The following is a 17,633-nucleotide window of genomic DNA, read 5'->3' as shown; positions in this document are numbered from 1 at the left end:
ACGAATCAGAGGATCGTCTCTCCCGATCCCCGGCCGCGCGTCCATGCCCGGGTGCCCGTCCGGGCCGGGAGGCCGTCCGGGCCGGGAGGCCGCCGCGCCGAGGGCGACGGATCGTCTTCAAATCGGTCCTAGCCCACGGCGAGCGGGGCTCGCGGCCTGGGCGGGCGCTCGGGCGAGGGTCGAATCCTAGCTCTTCTCCAGCCCGTACCACTTGCCCAGCACGGCGGGCTTGAAGGCCATCATCAGGTCGAGCAGCTCCGCCGCATCGTCCGAACGCAGCAGGTTGTTCCTGTGCGGCGGCTTGAGAAACCCCTGGGCCACCATGTGGTCCAGGAATCCGGCCAGCCTCTCGTAATACCCGGCCACGTCGAAAAATCCCACCGGCTTGGCGTGCAGCCCGAGCTGCCCCCAGGTGGCCACCTCGAAGATCTCCTCCAGGGTGCCGAGCCCCCCGGGCATGGCGATGAAGCCCTCCGAGAGTTCGGCCATCTTGGCCTTCCTCTCGTGCATGGATTCCACCTCGTGCATCTCGTCCAGCCCCTCGAAGGCCAGCTCCTTGGCCTTGAGGAACCCCGGCAACACCCCCGCCACCCTGCCGCCCGCGTCCTTCACGGCCTTGGCCAGGATGCCCATCAGGCCGTTTCTCGCCCCGCCGTAGACCAGCGTGACGCCCCGGGCGGCCAGAAGCCCGCCCAGCGCCACTGCGGCCTCGGCATACGCCGGGGACGCGCCCGGGTTGGACCCCAGAAAGACGCAGACGCTTTTCATGTTCGTTCTCTCCTTGGGCATTGCCCGTGGACCGGTTGTACGGTCGAAAATAGCAGGTTTTCCCGGCCTGTCCAAGACGCCTGGGCGGGGACGGGCGCAAAAAAGTCAAACCCGCGCGCGTGCGCGAGTTTGACTTTTGTTCGTTGGCCCGGCCGCCAGCGGCGGGCGCTAGGCCTGCTCCGCCTCCACGATGGGCGAGTGCTGGCTCAGGTCGAAGAACCCCCTGATCACGAAGGGCAGGGGATAGCCGGGGATCTTGTCGAAGAGAACGAACCCGACGTCCTTGCCTTCGGTCAGCGAGCACAGGGCCGGGATACCCAAGGGAATGGGGAAGTCGATGGGGCAGGAGGAGATGGATTCGAGCTTCCCGGCGTAGCGCTCCTTGAAGTAATTGATCACCATGTCGCGTTCCTCGGGCGTGAAGGACTCCATCACCAGCTTGCGGCCGGAGGCGATGTCCGCGTCCATGTCCGGGTGGATGGGGTCGCCCAGGATCACGTCCCAGTCGTAGGACTCCTCCTCCAGCATGTCCCAGCAGGGGCGGAAGAGGTGGACCTCCACGTCCTTGCGTCCCTTGAAGCTCTTGATCACGACGGTGATGGACCAGGCCCGGTCCGTGGGCAGCTTTTCCAGGGGAGGGACGATATCGATGAGCATGGTGGCCTCCGAGCTTGTTTTATGGCCTGCAAGGCCGTAGAATTCCGAAATATGACGCCGAGAGGGGAAGATTTGAGAAATCAGGACAAAAGTCAATCGGGGTTTGTGCTTTCCAGCACATTCTCCCCCCAGGGCGACCAGCCCCAGGCCATCGAGGAATTGACGGCCAACCTCGCCTCCGGCGTGCGCGACCAGATTCTGCTCGGGGCCACGGGCACGGGCAAGACCTTCGCCATGGCCCAGGTGATCGCGCGCAGCAACCGCCCGGCCCTGGTCATGGCCCCCAACAAGACCCTCGCTGCGCAACTCTACAACGAATTCAAGGGGCTGTTCCCGGAAAACGCCGTGGAGTACTTCGTCAGCTACTACGACTACTACCAGCCCGAAGCCTACCTGCCGCGCACCGACACATATATCGAAAAGGACTCCTCCATCAACGAGGACATCGACAAGCTGCGCCACGCCGCCACCCACGCGCTGCTGACCCGGCGCGACGTGGTCATCGTGGCCTCGGTGAGCTGCATCTACGGCCTGGGCTCGCCCGAATACTACGCCAAGATGGTCATCCCCCTGGAGGAGGGCCAGCGCCTCTCCATGGAGAGCGTGATCGAGCGGCTGGTGGAGGTGCAGTACGAGCGCAACGACGTGGACTTCCACCGGGGCGTGTTCCGCGTGCGCGGCGACGTGCTCGAGGTCATCCCGGCCTACAGCCGGGAGCGCGCGCTTCGCGTGGAGTTCTTCGGCGACGAGATCGAGGCCATGTTCGAGACCGACCCCCTCACGGGCGAGGTGCTCTCCAAGCTCAAGAAGACCGTGATCTTCCCCAACTCGCACTACGTGTCGGACCGCGACAACCTCACCCGGGCCATGGGCGACATCCGCGACGAATTGCGCGAGCGGCTGATCTACTACAAGGCCAACAACATGCTCGTGGAGGCCCAGCGCCTGGAGCAGCGCACCCTCTACGACCTGGAAATGATCGAGGAGCTGGGCTACTGCAACGGCATCGAGAACTATTCGCGCCACCTGGACGGCAGGACGGCCGGGCAGCCTCCGGCCACGCTGATCGATTATTTCCCGAAGGATTTCATATTGTTCGTCGACGAGTCGCACATCACCGTGCCCCAGATAGGCGGCATGTACAACGGCGACCGCTCGCGCAAGTCCACCTTGGTGGACTACGGCTTCCGCCTGCCCTCGGCCCTGGACAACCGACCGCTCAACTTCGCCGAATTCCTGGAGCGCATCGGCCAGGCCGTGTTCGTCTCGGCCACGCCCGGCCCGTGGGAGCTCGAGCGCGCCCAGGGGCTGGTGGTGGAGCAGATAATAAGGCCCACTGGGCTTCTCGACCCCGAAGTGGAGGTGAGGCCCACCAAGGGCCAGGTGGACGATCTGCTCTCGGAGTGCAAGAAGCGCATCGCCAAGAACGAGCGCGTGCTGGTGACCACCCTGACCAAGCGCATGGCCGAGGAGCTCACGGATTACTTCAACAATTTCGGGGTCAGGGCGCGCTACCTGCACTCGGACATCGACACCCTGGAGCGCGTGGCCATCCTCCAGGCCCTGCGCGCGGGCGAGTTCGACGTGCTGGTGGGCATCAACCTGCTGCGCGAAGGGCTCGACCTGCCCGAGGTGTCCCTGGTGGCCATCCTGGACGCGGACAAGGAAGGATTCCTGCGCAGCACGCGCTCGCTCATCCAGACCTTCGGCCGCGCCGCGCGCAACGTGGGCGGGCGCGTGATCATGTACGCCGACGCCGTGACCCGCTCCATGAAGGACGCCATGGACGAGACCGCGCGCCGCAGGGCCAGGCAGCACGCCCACAACCTGGAGCACGGGATCACGCCCAGGACCATCGCCAAGGAGATGGACAACGTCCTGGAGGCCATTTACTCCCAGGCCAAGGCGGAAAAGGCGGCCGGGGCCGTGAAGGCCAGCTTCGTGGACGAGGTCATGGAGCGCGCCAGCGACCCGGCAAAGGCCGCCAAGCTCTTGAAGCAGATGGAAAAGGACATGCGCGCCGCGGCCAAGGACCTGGCCTTCGAGCGCGCCGCCGAACTGCGCGACGCCATCACGGCCCTGCGCCTGAAACACGGCGGGGAGGAAGGGAAATGAGCGCAACGCACCTTGGCCGCGCGGCCATGCCCGCATGATCTCCAGGAGGCGCTTCAGGCGCAGGTTGGGCGCGGTGCACACGCTCAGGCGCAGGTTCGGCGTGCTCTGGCCTGTGCTCGCGGGCCTGGCCGCCGTGTTCGTGATCTTCGTCAGCGGCACGGCCGCCTACATGATCGTGGAAGGCTGGGACCTGTTCGACAGCCTGTACATGGTGATCATCTCGCTGACCACGGTGGGTTACGGCGAGGTCCATCCCCTCACGCGCGACGGGCGCATCGTCACCTCGCTCATCCTGCTTTTCGGGGTGGGCACCTTCTTCTACCTCGCCGGCGCCATCGTGCAGCTCATGATCGAGGGCCACCTGCAAAACATGTTCGGGAGGCGCTGGATGCGCAAGACCATCGAGAGAATGAGGGGCCACACCATCATCTGCGGCTACGGGCGCATCGGGGCCATCGTGGCGCGCGAGATAGTGGCCGAGGGTCACGACGTGGTGGTGGTGGAGCGCTCGCACACGCTCATCGAGGAGCTGGAGCAGAAGGACGTGCCCTTCGTGGCGGGCGACGCCACCAAGGACGAGGTGCTCCTGGCCGCCGGGCTCCAGCACGCCAAGGCCCTGGTCTCGGCGCTCACGGACGAGTCGGCCAACGTCTACGTCACGCTCACCGCGCGTCAGATGAACCCGGAGATCTACATCGTGGCCCGTTCCGACTCGCCGGACCACTCCCAGCGCCTCACGCGCGCCGGGGCCAACCAGGTGCTCTTCCCGCACCTCTACGGCGGCATGCGCATGGCCCAGTCCGTGCTGCGGCCCACGGTGCTCGGGTTCATGGACCTGGCCATGCGCGGCGACATCGAGGACCTCCAGATGGAGGAGCTGACCATCTCCCAGGGCTCGCCCGTGGCGGGCAAGGACCTCATCTCCTCGCAGTTGCGCCAGCGCTACAACGTCATCGTCATCGGCATCAAGAAGACCGACGGCAAGCTGATGTTCAACCCCCAGCCCCAGGCCGTGCTGGAGCCCGGCGACACGCTCATCCTGGTGGGCAGCAAGGTGAGCCTCAATTCCATGCAGGCGGAGCTTGCGTGACGCGGCGCGCAAGCGTCGAGGTGGTTGTCGCCCGCTACAGGGAGGACGTCTCCTGGACGGAGGGGCTGGGCCTGCCCTGCGTGGTCTACGACAAGTCCGGCGCGCCGGGGCCCCTGGCCCTGCCCAACGTGGGGCGCGAGACGCACACGTACCTCACGCACATCGTCAGGCGCTACCGGGATCTGGCGGACTACACGGCCTTCCTGCAGGGCGGCCCCTTCGGGCACATGGGCGAGGGCGCGGACGCGGCCCGGCTGCGGGAGCGCATCGAGGCCAACGTGCGCATGGGCGTCAAGTTCACGGGTTTCGCCTGGTTCAAGCTCAAGTGCGACCGGCTGGGCCGCCCGCATTCCCTGGGCGAGCAGGAGAAGCGCGGGCGCTGGAAGGGCTGGGGCAAGGACATCCCGGTGGGGGAGGTCTACGCCAAGCTCTTCGCCGGGGAAGTGCCGGAGACGTTTCTTGTGACGGCCCCGGCCGGGATGCTTTTCGTGAGCAAGGAGAGGATATTGGCCCGCCCCTTGCGTTTCTATGAGCGTTGCTTGAAACTGGTGGAGGCCGATCCCGAGGACGAGCACAACACCGGCCACGCCTTCGAAAGGCTCTGGCAGGTGATCTTCAACGCCAACACCCCCATCAACCAAGAGATACGGTGATGACCGCACCCACCACAGACCCGGCCGGACGCGCGCGCCAGTTGCGCGAGCAGATCCGGCATCACGACCACCTCTATTACGTGCTCGACGCGCCCGTGCTCTCCGACGCCGAGTACGACGCGCTCTACCGCGAGCTCAAGGCCCTGGAAGAGGCCCACCCCGAGCTGGACGACCCCAACTCGCCCACGAAGCGCGTGGGCGGCACCGTGGCCAAGGCTTTCGCCTCCAAGGACCACCGCCTGCCCATGTACAGCCTGGACAACGTGCTCGCCGTCGAGGAGTGGCACGCGTTCCTGGAGCGCCTGGCCCGCGTGCTGCCGGACATCGACGCCAAGGACTTCGCCTTCTGGGCCGACCCCAAGTTCGACGGCCTGGCCCTGGAGGTGATCTACGAGAACGGCGTCTTCGTCTCGGCGCTCACGCGCGGCGACGGCCAGAAGGGCGAGGACGTCACCGTGAACCTGCGCACGGTGCGCAACCTCCCCCTGGACCTGCGCGCGCACGCGGCCAAGGCCGGGCTGCCCGTGCCGGACATCCTCGAGGTGCGCGGCGAGGTGGTGATGACCAAGGCCGAGTTCCACGCCCTGAACGAGGCCCAGGACGAGGCCGGGGGCAAGGTGTTCGCCAACCCCCGCAACGCCGCCGCCGGGAGCGTGCGCCAGCTCGATTCGCGCGTCACGGCCTCGCGCCCGCTCAAATTCTTCGCCTACGGCCTTGGCGTCACGCGCTGGCCGCTTGGCGACCCGTGGCCCACGCAGCACGCTGCCATGGAGGGGCTTTCGCGCCTGGGCTTCAGCGTGGCCAGGGAGGGCAAGCTCGTGGACGCGGCCGGGGTGGAGGCGCTCTACGCAAAGCTCGAGCGCGACCGCGACAAGCTGCCCTTCGAGATCGACGGCATGGTGGTCAAGCTGAACCGCCTGGACCTGCAGCGCGAGGCGGGCTTCACCGCGCGCTTCCCGCGCTGGGCCGTGGCCTGGAAGTTCGCGCCCAGGCAGGCCGAAACGGTCCTTGAGCGCATCGACGTCCAGGTGGGCCGCACGGGCGTGCTCACCCCTGTGGCCGTGCTCGAGCCGGTGCAGCTCGCCGGGGTCACGGTGTCCCGGGCCACGCTGCACAACGAGGACGAGATCAAGGCCAAGGACCTGCGCGAGGGCGACACCGTGGTGGTGCAGCGCGCGGGCGACGTGATCCCCGAGGTGGTCCGCCCGGTGCTGGAGAAACGCCCGCAGGGCTCCAGGGAGTTCGAGTTCCCGCGCATCTGCCCTTCCTGCCGCCAGCCCGCCGAGCGCATGGAGGGCGAGGCCGCCTGGCGCTGCCTGAACCTCTCCTGCCCGGCCGTGCTCAAGCAGGCCATCGTGTTCTTCGTGTCCAAGTCCGGCCTGGACGTGGAGGGCGTGGGCAAGCGCTGGGTGGAGATCCTGGTGGAAAAGGGCATGGTGAAGTCCCCGGCGGACCTCTTCGAGGTCACGGCGGAACAGCTTCTCCCGCTCGAGCGCATGGGCGAGAAGCTGGCCTCCAACTTCGTCGCCTCCATCGACAAGGCCCGGCGCGAGACGCCGCTTTTCAAGCTCATCGGGGCGCTGGGCATCCGCCACGTGGGCGCGCAGACCGCGCGCACCCTGGCGGCGCGCTTCGCGGACCTGGACGAGCTGAGCCGCGCCTCCCTTGAGGACCTCACGGCCCTGCCGGACATCGGCCCCGAGGTGGCCGCGTCCGTGCGCGCCTTCTTCGACAACCCGGCCAACATGGAGCTCCTGGAGCGCTTCCAGCGCTTGGGCCTCTGGCCCGTGAAGCCCGGCGAACAGGAGCGGGAGGGCGAGCCCGGCCCCCTGGCCGGCAAGCGCTTCCTCTTCACGGGCTCGCTTTCCGGCATGACCAGGAGTGAGGCCGAGGCCAAGGCGGAGGCCCTGGGCGCGGTGGTGGCCGGGTCTGTGTCCAAGAAGCTCGACTACCTCGTGGTCGGGCAGGACCCCGGGTCCAAGCTGGATAAAGCCCGCGCACTTGGTGTACAGGTACTGACTCAAGAGCAATTCGAGCGCCTTCTCGAAGGCGAAACCATCTGATCCCTGCGAGGACACAATGAGCGTGTGCGACGTCATCATCATGGGCGCCGGAGGGCGCATGGGCCAGACCCTGGCCGGGCTGGCCATGGCCGACCCCGCCTACAGGCTGGCTGGAGTGGTGGAGAGGCCACAGAACGCGCAGGCCCTGAACCGCTACGACTGCGTGCGCGGCGTTGAAATGGAGGACGTCTTCGCCAAATGCCCCGGCGCGGTGATCATCGACTTCACCGCCCCCGAGTCGAGCCTCAAGGTTGCCAACGCGGCCACGCGCCTGGGCAACCCGGCGGTCATCGGCACCACGGGCTTCACCACCGCCCAGGTCAAGGAGCTGGAGGCCGCGGCCGTGCACGGCCAGATCTTCTGGGCCCCGAACATGAGCGTGGGCGTCAACGCCCTGGTGCAGGTGCTGCCCAAGCTGGTGGAGGCCCTTGGCCCGGCCTACGACCTCGAGATCATGGAGATCCACCACAACAAGAAGGCCGACTCGCCCAGCGGCACCGCGCTCAAGCTGGGCCAGGCCATCGCCGCCGCCCGGGGCGAGGACCTCGACGACGTGAAGAAGTGCTCCCGCGAAGGGATCATCGGCGCGCGCACCCAGCGCGAGATCGGCATCGTGGCCGTGCGCGGCGGCGACGTGGTGGGCGACCACACCGTCTACTTCCTGGGCCAGGGCGAGCGCATCGAGGTGACCCACCGCGCCCATTCGCGCGAGACCTTCGCCAGGGGCGCGCTCAGGGCCGCCCTGTGGATCGGGAGCCAGAAGCCCGGCAGGCTGCACTCCATGTCGGACATGCTGCGGTGAAAATCGGCCTTCTCCAGGTGAACACGGTGGTGGGCGACCTCTCGGGCAACGCCGCGAGGATCGCCGCCGCCGCCAGGAAGGCGGCCCAGGCCGGGGCGCGGCTCTGCATCACGCCGGAACTCGCGCTCACGGGCTACCCCCCGCGCGACCTGCTGCTCTCCTCCGCCTTCGTGGACGAGGCCGCAAAGGAGTTGGGCCGCCTGGCCAAGGCGCTCGAGGACGGCCCCATGCTGCTTACGGGCGTGGCCGCCAGGACCGGGATTGCCGAGGGCAGGCCCCTGCGCAACTGCGCGGCGCTTTTGAAGGACGGCGAAGTGGGGGCGTACTTCCCCAAGAAGCTCCTGCCCACCTACGACGTCTTCGACGAGGACCGCTACTTCGAGCCCGGCGGCTGCCTGGGCTACCTGGAGGCCGGGGGGCTGCGCCTGGGCGTGACCATCTGCGAGGACATCTGGAACGACAAGGACTTCTGGAAGTCCAGGCGCTACGCCGCCGACCCCGTGGAGGCCCTGGCCGAGGAGGGGCTCGACGCCATCCTCAACCTCTCGGCCTCGCCGTTCATCCTGGGCAAGCAGGCCATGCGCGAGAAGATGCTCTCGAGCACCGCGCGCAAGTACGGGCTGCCCGTGCTCTACTGCAACCAGGCCGGGGGCAACGATGACCTGATCTTCGACGGCCGCTCCATGGCCGTGGACGCCTCGGGCAGGCTGGCCGCCAGGGCCGCCGGTTTCGGGGAAGACGTGCTCGTGGTGGACCTGGCCGGGCTCACGGAAGGCGCGAAGCCCCAACCCGGGCGCATCGAGCCAGACGACTTCTCGCCCGAATCCGAGGCCTGGCGCGCGCTCGTGCTCGGCGTCAGGGACTACGCGGCCAAGTGCGGCTTCAAGGGCGCGCTGCTCGGGCTCTCGGGCGGCATCGACTCCGCCCTGACCTGCGCCATCGCGGCCGAGGCCCTGGGGCCGGGAAACGTCACCGGGGTCCTCATGCCGAGCCCCTATTCCAGCCAGGGCAGCATCGACGATTCGCTGGACCTGGCCGTGCGCCTGGGCGTGGCCACGCACACCATCCCCATAGAGCCCATCATGGAGCGCTTCGAAGAGGCCCTGGCCGGGCCGTTCGCCGGGCGCGCCCAGGACGTGACGGAAGAGAACGTCCAGTCGCGCATCCGGGGCAACCTGCTCATGGCCATGTCCAACAAGTTCGGGTCGCTGCTCCTGACCACGGGCAACAAGTCCGAGCTGGCCGTGGGCTACTGCACCATCTACGGCGACATGTCCGGCGGGCTGGCCGTGATCTCCGACGTGCCCAAGACCATGGTCTACCGGCTGGCCGAATACGTGAACGCCAAGGGCCGCGAGGTCATCCCCCGCGCGGTGATCGACAAGGCCCCCTCGGCCGAGCTTCGCCCGGGCCAGACCGACCAGGACAGCCTGCCGCCCTACGAGGAGCTGGACGCCATCCTGAAGCTTCGGGTGGAGCTGCACATGTCCGTTGAGGAGATCGCGGCTGCCGGGTTCGACAGGGAGGTGGTGCGCAAGGTGTGTTCGCTGGTCAAGGGCGCGGAGTTCAAGCGTCGCCAGGCCGCGCCCGGGCTCAAGATCACCGACAGGGCCTTCGGCACGGGCTGGCGCATGCCCGTGGCCTGCCGGGTGCCCTGCTGAGAGCGGAGAGGGCGCTGCCCTCTCCGTGCCTCTCCCGCCAGGGACACAGTGCCTGCCCCTGGACGGCTTAACTGTCCATGAAGCGCCGCATGGCCTGCATGGTGGCCTCCAGTTCGCCGGTCAGGGCGTCGAGCTCCTGCCCGGCCTGGGCGGCGTCGCCGTCCTTGGCGGCCTTTTCCACCAGGAAGGCCCGCTCCTTGAGCACCTCCGCGCCCATGGTGGCGGCCCCGCCCTTGAGGGTGTGGGCCATGAAGGCCAGTTCCTTGAGGTCGCCGGTGTCCACGGCCAAGCGCATCTCCTCAGCCTTGCGGGGCTGCTGTTCCACGAACACGGCGAAGAGCTTCTTCAGGAAATCGCGGTTGCCCCTGGCTTTCTCGAGCAGCCACGCTTCGTTCAAAATGAGCGGTCCGGGCAAATCCGCCTCCTTGTCTGAATCCGCGCCCGCGCGCGAGAGCACCTGGTGCAGGGCCGCCTGGATCTCCTCGGAGCCCACGGGCTTGGAGAGGTAGCCGTCCATGCCCGATTCCAGGAAGCGCTCCCGGTCGCCCTTGAGGGCGTGGGCGGTCATGGCGATGATGGGAAGGTCCCTGGGGACTCCGGCGGCCTCGCCCGAGCGGATGCGGCGCGTGGCCTCCAGGCCGTCCATCTCGGGCATCTGGATGTCCATGAGCACCACGTCCGCCTTCTGGCGGGAGAGGGTCTCAAGGGCTTCCGCGCCGTTGGCCACGGCGATGACCCTGTGCCCGTCCTGCTCCAGTATTTCGGTGGCGAACATCTGGTTGATCAGGTTGTCCTCGGCCAGGAGGATGGTCAGCGGCCGGACCTTGCCCGTGGCGGCGGACCTGGGCGCGGGTGGGGGGACGTCCTCCTGGGCCTTGGCCAGCTTGACCTCGAAGGTGAACTCGCTGCCCCGGCCCTCCTCGCTGTTCACCCAGATCCTGCCGCCCATGCGCTGCACCAGCTGGCGGCAGATGGCCAGTCCCAGGCCGGTGCCGTAGTATTTGCGGGTGATGGAGTTGTCGGCCTGGGTGAAGCTGTCGAAGATCGTGTCCAGCTTGGCGTGCGCGATGCCCGGGCCGGTGTCGGTCACGCTCATGCGCAGGAGGGCCTTGCCGGGGTCGTCCGGAGAGCAGCCTTCCAGGCACGCCGCCTTGAGGTGGACGGTGCCCGATGCCGTGAACTTCACGGCGTTGCCCACCAGGTTGACGATCACCTGCCTGAGCCTTCCCGAATCGCCGCGCACCTTCCTGGGCACGTTGTCGGCGATGTTGTAGCCGAGCGTCAGGCCCTTGTTCTGGGCCAGGGCGGTGAAGATGCGGATGGCGCTGCGGATGGTGGCGTGCAGGTCGAAGGGCTGGTCCTCGATCTCGAGCTTTCCCGCCTCGATCTTGGAGAAGTCCAGGATGTCGTTCAAAATCTCCATGAGCGAGCTGGCCGACTGGCGGACCATGTCCAGGTAGTCGCGCTGCTTGCGGGTGAGGTCGCTGGCCAGGAGCAGTTCGGTCATGCCCAGGATGCCGTTCATGGGCGTCCTAATCTCGTGGCTCATGTTGGCCAAAAACTGGCTCTTGGCGCGGTTGGCGGCCTCGGCGGCCTCCTTCATGGTGGTCAGGTCGCGCTCCAGGCGCTTGCGCGAGCTGATGTCGCGCAGCGAGGCTAGGTAGACGAACTCGCCCGCGTCCCAGCGCGACTGCACCACGCGCATTTCCAGCGTCTTGAGCACGCCGTCGCGCGAGGTGACCTCGATCTCCATGCTCGACCCCGGGATGAGCGCGTGCCCGAAGCGCTCGCCGACCATCTCCTCGGCGCTGGCCCCGAAAAGCTCCTCGGCGCTGGCGTTCAGGAAGCGGATGCGCCCGCTCAGGTCCACCACCACGATGCCGTCGGCGTTGTTGACGATGATGTTCTGGAAGCGCTTGTCCGAGGAGAGCAGCGTCTCCTCGGCGAAGCCCAGCCTGCGGCAGAGCCCGGCCTGGTTGACGGCGGCGCGGATGGCCTGCTCCAGCAGGTGGTTGTCCAGGCGCGAACGCGGCAGGACGATGGTCACGTTGCCGCCGAGCGACGGGTGCAGGAAATGTGTGGAGCCCGAGTCGCTGAACCCGACCACGGGCAGATGCGAAAAAACAGTGGCCAGCTCGCCCAGGTCCGCCCCCGGAGGGGAGGGCAGGGGCAGCCCGGCCAGGATCAGGTCGAAGCTCTCCAGCGCCAGGGCCTCCCATGCCTCGGAGACGGTGGCCGCCGTGGAGCGCTTGAAGGCCCCTGACCGCAGCCCCTGGAGCCTGTTTTCGAGCGAGAGGGCGAACTCCGGGGAGGGCTCGATGATGAGGACGCGCAGCGCCGGTGAGTCTTGTGGCGAGTTGGGCATGGATTGAGGGCTCATACCAACTTTTCAACTCAATGCAAACTTAACCCTTGATGCAGGCGAGAGGGCGCAGCCGGGCCGTGCGCGAGACGAGCCCGGCGCCCTCGGCGCTGTCCACCACGGCGTCGATGTCCTTGTAGGCCCCGGGGGCCTCCTCGCTTAAGCCCTTGAACCCGTGGGCGCGGACGACGATGCCGTTTCGCGCGAGTTGTTCCAGCACGTCGCGGCCCTTCCAGCGCTTGAGCGCCTGGGAGCGCGACATGGCGCGCCCCGCGCCGTGGCAGGCCGAGGCGAAACAGCATTCGTGCAGGCAAGCCGCGCCCGTGAGGATGTAGGAGGCCGTGCCCATGCTGCCGCCCACGCTCATGGGCTGGCCGATATCCTGAAGCCACGGGGGGAGGGCGGGATGGCCCGGGCCGAAGGCGCGCGTGGCCCCCTTGCGGTGCACGAAGAGCGAGCGCGGCCTGCCCTCGACCGTGTGGACTTCCTCTTTGCAGGTGTTGTGGGAGACGTCGTAGAGAAGCCGCAGCCTGGCCGCCGGGAAGAAGCGGGCGAAGACCTCTCGCGCCAAGTGCGTGAGCACCTGGCGGTTGGCCAGGGCGCAGTTGATGCCCGCGCGCATGGCGGCAAGGTACTCCCGGCCGAGCCCGGAGGACAGGGGCGCGCAGGCGAGTTCCGCGTCCGGCAGGGTGATGCCGTGCTTCGGCGCTGCCTTGCGCATCCTGTCCAGGAAGTCCGAGGCCACCTGGTGGCCGAGCCCTCGGGAGCCGCAGTGGATGCTCACCAGAGCTTCGTTCGGGGCCAGGCCCAGCACCTGGGCCGCGCCCGGGTCGAAAATCTCCTCCACCAGCTGGATCTCCAGGTAGTGGTTGCCCGAGCCCAGGGTGCCCGTCTCGGCGAGCTGGCGCTTCTTGGCCTGGTCCGAGACGAGGGAGGCGTCCGCGCCGTGGGCGATGCCGCCGTCCTCCACGCGCTCCAGGTCGGCTTTTTCGCCGAAACCCTGCTTCACGGCCCAGACCGCGCCGCCGGTGAGCATGGCGTCCATGTCCCTGCCCTTGAGCACAAGCGCCCCCGTGCCGCCAACGCCCGCCGGGATGGCCGAGAACAGGGCGTCGGCCAGCTTTTCCAGCACCGGGGCCAGCTCATCCGCGTGGATGCCCGTGGTCAGGGTGCGCACCCCGCAGGCGATGTCGTAGCCCACGCCCCCGGCGGAGACCACGCCGCCCTCGTCCGGGTCGAAGGCGGCCACGCCCCCGATGGGGAAACCGTAGCCCATGTGGGCGTCGGGCATGACGCAGGCCTCGCCCACGATGCCGGGCAGCCCGGCGACCCCGGTTATCTGGCGCGCCGTGGCGTCGTCCATGGCGTGCACGAGCTCGCGCGAGCCTATGAAGAGCGCCGGGACGCGCATCGCCCCCCGCCTTGGCATCCGCCAGCGCCACGCGTCGACTTTCTCCAGCAGGCCCATGTCCATGAAGGCCCCATACACCAATCACCGGCTTGACAAAAGCCCCGGCGCGGGCGCATTGCCCCTTACCCGAGGAGACCACATCATGCGCCCGATCCTAGTCCTGCTTCTGTCCCTGACCCTCACCGCCTGCATGGGGTCCGCGCCCTTTTCCGGGGACGGCTCCGAGACGGAGTTGGCCGCTTCCGACGGCTCTTACCGCCTGAAGCTGCCTCCGGGCTGGAGCGTGAAGCAGCGCGCGGGCGGCGAGGACGGCCGCGTGAGCGTCATCGCCCACAAGGACGCGGCGGACACGGGCAAGGGCTACCCCACCCTGGTGGTCAAGGAAGTGCGCGTGCCCACCCCGCAGGGAGTCCTGCACCTGATGGCCGGGGACAAGGCGCTGGAGTTCTCCGAACTCTGGACAGTCTCGCCGGACAAGTACCAGCTCAAGCAGTCCCGGCTGGACCCGGCGGCGCGCGTGCTGGTCTGCTGGCTCTCCCCGCAGGGCGGGCAGGGGCTCGAATACTACCAGGCCATCGTGCTCACGCGCTTCGGGCGCATCGAGATGACCGGCGTGGCCCAGGCCGGAACCGTGGAGAAGTACGCCAAGGACTTCGACCTGATGTTCGCGTCCCTCGAGGTCTCGGAGCAGGCCGCGTTCAAGGCCCAGGCCGCCGGGGACACGGCCTCGAGCCTGCGGGCCACGTACGCGCTCGCCATGGAGCGCGAGCGCGGGGTGCTCGCGCGCCAGGCCTCGGAGACTGCCTCCTGGGCGCAGGCCCAGGGCGTATCCGCCCAGGAGAAGGGATTTCTTTCAGGGGCCTACGTTCGCGCCGTGGATCGGGCGCTCGCCGACGCGGGCGAGATGAAGGAAGCGGTGGAGAAGACGCACGGCGGGTCCGGCCGCGCGGAGCTCGCGCGCCTGGCCGAACGGCTGGACGAGGCCGCTACAGCCCTCGAAACCATCCAGTTGAACATCCGCGACGCCAAGGCCAGGGCCTCGGTGGAGAAAAGCGCACAGCGCGCGAGGCGCCTGGCGCAGCTCGGGCGCGAGGCGGCCAGGCTGCCCATATGACCTTTGCCGGTTAGAGCCCCACGGCCGAGCGCAGGGCAGCTATCTCGTCGAGGGACAGCGCGCGACTCTCACCCTTGGCCAGCCTGCCCAGGCTGAGCGGCCCCTGCCCGAGGCGCTCGAGCTTGAGGATGGTCAGCCCCAGGTCGCGGCACATGCGCCTGATCTGGCGGTTCACTCCCTGCACGAGCTCCATCTCGACCACGCTCGCGCGTGCGTCCGAGCGGGCCACGCGCGCCTTCACGGGCGCGAGCTCCTCCCCCTCGGCCAGGGTCATGCCCCGGCGCATGGGCTCCAGGGCCGCGTCCGCCACCGCGCCGCGCACCGTCACCCGGTAGCGCTTGGGCAGGTGCCAGCGCGGGTGCATGAGCCGGTTGGCCATCTCGCCGTCCGTGGTCAGGATCAGAAGCCCCTCCGAGAAATAGTCGAGCCTGCCCACGGGGAAGAGCCTGCGCCCCTGGGACTTGTCCGCCATGATGTCCAGCACCGTGCGTCTGCCCTGGGGGTCCTTGGCCGTGGTGACCACTTCCACGGGCTTGTTGAGCAGGAAGTAGAGGTGCTGGCCGTCGTCCTGGGCACCCACGGGCCTGCCGTCCACGCGCACGTCGTCGGCGCCGGGGCGCACGGCGGTTCCGAGGCCGGCCGGGCTGCCGTTGACGCTCACGCGCCCCGAATCGATCATCTCGTCGGCGGCGCGGCGGGAGCACACGCCCGCCTGGGCGAGAAACTTGTTCAGGCGCACGCCCGGTTGGTCCCCGGCGGGGCCGGAGGCTGGGGGAAGGGACTGCGGGTTTGGTCTGTTCGGCTTGCGCATCCGGGCATCATAATACCCGAGGCCCCGGCGCGCCAGCCCCGGCCGGGGCTTTTCGACGCAAAAGGCGGGTCTAGAGGCCGGGAAGGACGCCGGAGAATCGGACAGGGGATTTTCCCCAGATTGACGCGAGGGTTATTCCTGATAATGATGGGCGACGTTCGATAACGCCGGATCAACCCGCCAGAGGACGAGGGGGGCTACATGGTGCAGGACAAACGCAGGCGCAGCAGGGTGCCCAGCAGTGTGGAGGCCGTCTTGTCCTGCGGCGGCCTTGATAGATTCCCGGTGAAGGTCCGCAACCTGAGCCTCAAGGGCATGCTCTGCGATCCCGAGCCCAGGGTCTGCTGCCTCAAGGACTGCGTGGTGATCTTCAAGCTCACCGACAGCCTGACCTTCCGCGTCGAGGCGCGCATGGTCCGCAACGACGGCAACGGCCTGGCGCTCGACTTCGAGGGCATGGACGAACAGGCTTTCTTCCATCTGCGCAACCTCGTGCGCTACCACTCCCTGGACCCCGACGCCATCGACAAGGAACTCGCCACCCCCGCCTTCAAGCGCCCGCCGGGAGCGTGATCCGAGCCGGAACAGGCCCGCGTTGCCGTCAGGGCCGCGCCGTGGTCCGGAAACCGGCTCAATGCGTCACGCCGTTGCCTGCGTGCTCGTCCTTCACCGTCTGCTGCGGATGGAAATGGAGCTTGATCTCCTGGCCGGGCATCTCCTCGACCAGGTAGGTGCCGGAGAGCCCGAGCTCCAGGCCCAGTTCCTCCGCCCTGGCGTAGAGCGTCAGGGCCGCCAGCGCCGCCTTGTCCGGCGGGCATTCGCGGTTGAAGCACAAAAGGAGCAGGCCGTCGGCGCGCGCGTCGATGACCAGGAAAAGGTTGTGCTCGACGAAGTATATGTCCTCGAAGGCGTGGGTCACCTTGAGCCCGAGGGTCTGGAGCAGGGAATTGACCGTATCCAAAGCCGACTGTTCGCTCATGCCTGAAAATCCTCTTGTGGGCCTGGAAAAGCCTAGTCTCTCTTCATAGCGTCCGAAAGGCGCGCTTGCCAAGCGCGCATTGCCCGGAGCCGCGCGCGTCAGCGGGCCGCCGGGCGCAGGCCGATGGCTTGGGCCTTCAGGTCGTAGAGGATGTCCAGCCGCCTGAAGACGCCGCCGCCCAGGATGATTCCGCCCTTGGCGTCCCGGGCGAGCACGATCCTCTCCGACCAGGGGGCCAAGTCGGTGGTGGCCGCGATGTCCGGCAGGCCGTCGATGGAAAGCCTGAAGGCCTTGCCCGCGGGCACCACGCCGCCGGGGAGCAGGGCGGGAGGGGCCGGCATGTCCGCCACGCGCACAAGGCTCAGCGAACTGCCGGTGTCGAAAAGTATCCTGCCGCACTGGCGCGGGATGGAGCCGTCCTCGAACGCGAGGCAGCCGTGGACGGAGTTGCCGGTGAAGAACCCGTCGCGCTTGGTCGCGCGCGTCTCGCCCTTCCGGGAGGAGAACATGGCGAAGCCGTTCCTGCTCTCGCTCGAGAGCCCGAGAGTCAGGGCCGCCGCGCTGCCCTTGCCCGCGCCCCGGACCATGAACCCGTTGGAGCGCGGGGCGCCGAAGAACTCGAAGGGGTGGTCGAGGGCCGTCGTTCCGCCCAGGCCCACGCCGATGATCCCGGCCACGGGGGATTTCCACAGCGCGTCGGCGGGGCAGTCGGGGCGGTCCTTGCGGCAGTAGGCCTTGTCCACTGCCAGGGCGAAGATGGGCTCGGAGCTGACGGCCGGGCCGAGCCTTAGCGGCACGCGCACGACCTCGCCCTCGAAGACAGTGCCGTCCTGGAATCCCTGGCGCATGCGCCTGCCCGTGCGCGCCACGTTCTTGCCCATGCGCTCGGCGCGGATCATAAGCCCCTTGGAGCCCGTGTCCAAAAGGGCCAGGCAGGGCTCGCCGCCCCCGGCCTGGAGCTTGATCCAATGCCCGATGCGCCGTCCGTCGGGGAGTTGGTCGAGGATGGGCAGGGTGAGGGGCTCCTCGCAAAAGGCGCTGGAGGCGAAGGCCAGGGCCGCAGCCACGGCGAAGACGCACGCGGCGAGCGCCCTCGCCTCGCGGACCCAGCGGCTCGGGGCGCGTTTCATCTGGGGACGATGCGGCC

15 protein-coding genes are annotated in these 17,633 nt (G+C 68.2%); 8 read left to right on the top strand and 7 right to left on the bottom strand.

What is annotated here, in order from left to right:
* Nucleotides 1-186: 186 nt before the first annotated feature.
* Nucleotides 187-768, bottom strand: a complete 582-nt coding sequence (locus ACZ5V4_RS01305; protein ID WP_464316376.1) for an LOG family protein — start codon at nucleotides 766-768, stop codon at nucleotides 187-189.
* Nucleotides 769-936: 168 nt separating this feature from the next.
* On the bottom strand, nucleotides 937-1,425 hold the full coding sequence (locus ACZ5V4_RS01300) for a hypothetical protein (RefSeq protein ID WP_464316375.1): 489 nt from the start codon (nucleotides 1,423-1,425) through the stop codon (nucleotides 937-939).
* Nucleotides 1,426-1,476: 51 nt separating this feature from the next.
* Between ACZ5V4_RS01300 and uvrB the strand changes: the two genes are divergently transcribed.
* From uvrB to ACZ5V4_RS01270, 6 genes are read left to right on the top strand one after another with little or no spacing between them, the layout of a single operon-like run.
* Nucleotides 1,477-3,540, top strand: a complete 2,064-nt coding sequence (uvrB, locus tag ACZ5V4_RS01295) for an excinuclease ABC subunit UvrB (protein WP_464316374.1) — start codon at nucleotides 1,477-1,479, stop codon at nucleotides 3,538-3,540.
* 34 nt (nucleotides 3,541-3,574) lie between these two features.
* Nucleotides 3,575-4,630, top strand: coding sequence for a potassium channel family protein (locus ACZ5V4_RS01290; protein ID WP_464316373.1), 1,056 nt, complete (start codon nucleotides 3,575-3,577; stop codon nucleotides 4,628-4,630).
* Nucleotides 4,627-5,283 (top strand): DUF3431 domain-containing protein, encoded by a 657-nt coding sequence (locus tag ACZ5V4_RS01285; RefSeq protein ID WP_464316372.1) that lies wholly within the window; start codon nucleotides 4,627-4,629, stop codon nucleotides 5,281-5,283. Before ACZ5V4_RS01290 ends, ACZ5V4_RS01285 begins: the two co-directional genes overlap by 4 nt.
* Nucleotides 5,283-7,346 (top strand): NAD-dependent DNA ligase LigA, encoded by a 2,064-nt coding sequence (gene ligA, locus ACZ5V4_RS01280; protein ID WP_464316371.1) that lies wholly within the window; start codon nucleotides 5,283-5,285, stop codon nucleotides 7,344-7,346. Before ACZ5V4_RS01285 ends, ligA begins: the two co-directional genes overlap by 1 nt.
* Nucleotides 7,347-7,362: 16 nt before the next feature.
* Nucleotides 7,363-8,148, top strand: a complete 786-nt coding sequence (gene dapB / locus ACZ5V4_RS01275) for a 4-hydroxy-tetrahydrodipicolinate reductase (protein ID WP_464316370.1) — start codon at nucleotides 7,363-7,365, stop codon at nucleotides 8,146-8,148.
* Nucleotides 8,145-9,809, top strand: coding sequence for an NAD+ synthase (locus ACZ5V4_RS01270; RefSeq protein WP_464316369.1), 1,665 nt, complete (start codon nucleotides 8,145-8,147; stop codon nucleotides 9,807-9,809). The genes dapB and ACZ5V4_RS01270 overlap by 4 nt, the downstream gene beginning before the upstream one ends.
* A 67-nt stretch (nucleotides 9,810-9,876) precedes the next feature.
* On the opposite strand, the gene ACZ5V4_RS01265 is transcribed toward ACZ5V4_RS01270, so the two are convergent.
* Both ACZ5V4_RS01265 and ACZ5V4_RS01260 read right to left on the bottom strand, forming a co-directional pair.
* The gene (locus ACZ5V4_RS01265) at nucleotides 9,877-12,189 is read right to left on the bottom strand and encodes a response regulator (protein ID WP_464316368.1); all 2,313 of its coding nucleotides are present in this window, start codon (nucleotides 12,187-12,189) and stop codon (nucleotides 9,877-9,879) included.
* A gap of 25 nt (nucleotides 12,190-12,214) precedes the next feature.
* Nucleotides 12,215-13,645, bottom strand: coding sequence for an RtcB family protein (locus tag ACZ5V4_RS01260; protein ID WP_464316367.1), 1,431 nt, complete (start codon nucleotides 13,643-13,645; stop codon nucleotides 12,215-12,217).
* A gap of 79 nt (nucleotides 13,646-13,724) precedes the next feature.
* Between ACZ5V4_RS01260 and ACZ5V4_RS01255 the strand changes: the two genes are divergently transcribed.
* A complete protein-coding gene (locus ACZ5V4_RS01255; RefSeq protein WP_464316366.1) occupies nucleotides 13,725-14,696 on the top strand; it encodes a hypothetical protein in 972 nt (323 codons plus the stop codon).
* 10 nt (nucleotides 14,697-14,706) lie between these two features.
* Here the strand turns inward: ACZ5V4_RS01255 and ACZ5V4_RS01250 are convergent, their stop codons facing one another.
* The gene (locus ACZ5V4_RS01250; RefSeq protein ID WP_464316365.1) at nucleotides 14,707-15,435 is read right to left on the bottom strand and encodes a pseudouridine synthase; all 729 of its coding nucleotides are present in this window, start codon (nucleotides 15,433-15,435) and stop codon (nucleotides 14,707-14,709) included.
* A 273-nt stretch (nucleotides 15,436-15,708) separates the two neighbouring features.
* Here ACZ5V4_RS01250 and ACZ5V4_RS01245 point away from each other — a divergent pair, with 273 nt between their 5' ends.
* Nucleotides 15,709-16,080, top strand: a complete 372-nt coding sequence (locus ACZ5V4_RS01245; protein ID WP_464316364.1) for a PilZ domain-containing protein — start codon at nucleotides 15,709-15,711, stop codon at nucleotides 16,078-16,080.
* A gap of 58 nt (nucleotides 16,081-16,138) precedes the next feature.
* On the opposite strand, the gene ACZ5V4_RS01240 is transcribed toward ACZ5V4_RS01245, so the two are convergent.
* Together ACZ5V4_RS01240 and ACZ5V4_RS01235 are read right to left on the bottom strand one after the other, a co-directional pair.
* Nucleotides 16,139-16,486, bottom strand: a complete 348-nt coding sequence (locus ACZ5V4_RS01240) for a hypothetical protein (protein ID WP_464316363.1) — start codon at nucleotides 16,484-16,486, stop codon at nucleotides 16,139-16,141.
* 98 nt (nucleotides 16,487-16,584) lie between these two features.
* Nucleotides 16,585-17,616 (bottom strand): hypothetical protein, encoded by a 1,032-nt coding sequence (locus ACZ5V4_RS01235; protein WP_464316362.1) that lies wholly within the window; start codon nucleotides 17,614-17,616, stop codon nucleotides 16,585-16,587.
* Between the last annotated feature and the right edge of the window lie 17 nt (nucleotides 17,617-17,633).

Source organism: Fundidesulfovibrio sp. YSD1, assembly GCF_055397115.1.
Note: the sequence above shows the minus strand (reverse complement) of the source record. Positions and strands in the feature narration are given on the sequence as shown.

Bases quoted from the DNA above. Each gene is read 5' to 3' on its own strand.
- ACZ5V4_RS01305 (WP_464316376.1), bottom strand. From the start codon at position 768: ATGAAAAGCGTCTGCGTCTTTCTGGGGTCCAACCCGGGCGCGTCCCCG.
- ACZ5V4_RS01300 (WP_464316375.1), bottom strand. From the start codon at position 1,425: ATGCTCATCGATATCGTCCCTCCCCTGGAAAAGCTGCCCACGGACCGG.
- uvrB (WP_464316374.1), top strand. From the start codon at position 1,477: ATGACGCCGAGAGGGGAAGATTTGAGAAATCAGGACAAAAGTCAATCG.
- ACZ5V4_RS01290 (WP_464316373.1), top strand. From the start codon at position 3,575: ATGATCTCCAGGAGGCGCTTCAGGCGCAGGTTGGGCGCGGTGCACACG.
- ligA (WP_464316371.1), top strand. From the start codon at position 5,283: ATGACCGCACCCACCACAGACCCGGCCGGACGCGCGCGCCAGTTGCGC.
- dapB (WP_464316370.1), top strand. From the start codon at position 7,363: ATGAGCGTGTGCGACGTCATCATCATGGGCGCCGGAGGGCGCATGGGC.
- ACZ5V4_RS01265 (WP_464316368.1), bottom strand. From the start codon at position 12,189: ATGAGCCCTCAATCCATGCCCAACTCGCCACAAGACTCACCGGCGCTG.
- ACZ5V4_RS01260 (WP_464316367.1), bottom strand. From the start codon at position 13,645: ATGGACATGGGCCTGCTGGAGAAAGTCGACGCGTGGCGCTGGCGGATG.
- ACZ5V4_RS01255 (WP_464316366.1), top strand. From the start codon at position 13,725: ATGCGCCCGATCCTAGTCCTGCTTCTGTCCCTGACCCTCACCGCCTGC.
- ACZ5V4_RS01245 (WP_464316364.1), top strand. From the start codon at position 15,709: ATGGTGCAGGACAAACGCAGGCGCAGCAGGGTGCCCAGCAGTGTGGAG.
- ACZ5V4_RS01240 (WP_464316363.1), bottom strand. From the start codon at position 16,486: ATGAGCGAACAGTCGGCTTTGGATACGGTCAATTCCCTGCTCCAGACC.
- ACZ5V4_RS01235 (WP_464316362.1), bottom strand. From the start codon at position 17,616: ATGAAACGCGCCCCGAGCCGCTGGGTCCGCGAGGCGAGGGCGCTCGCC.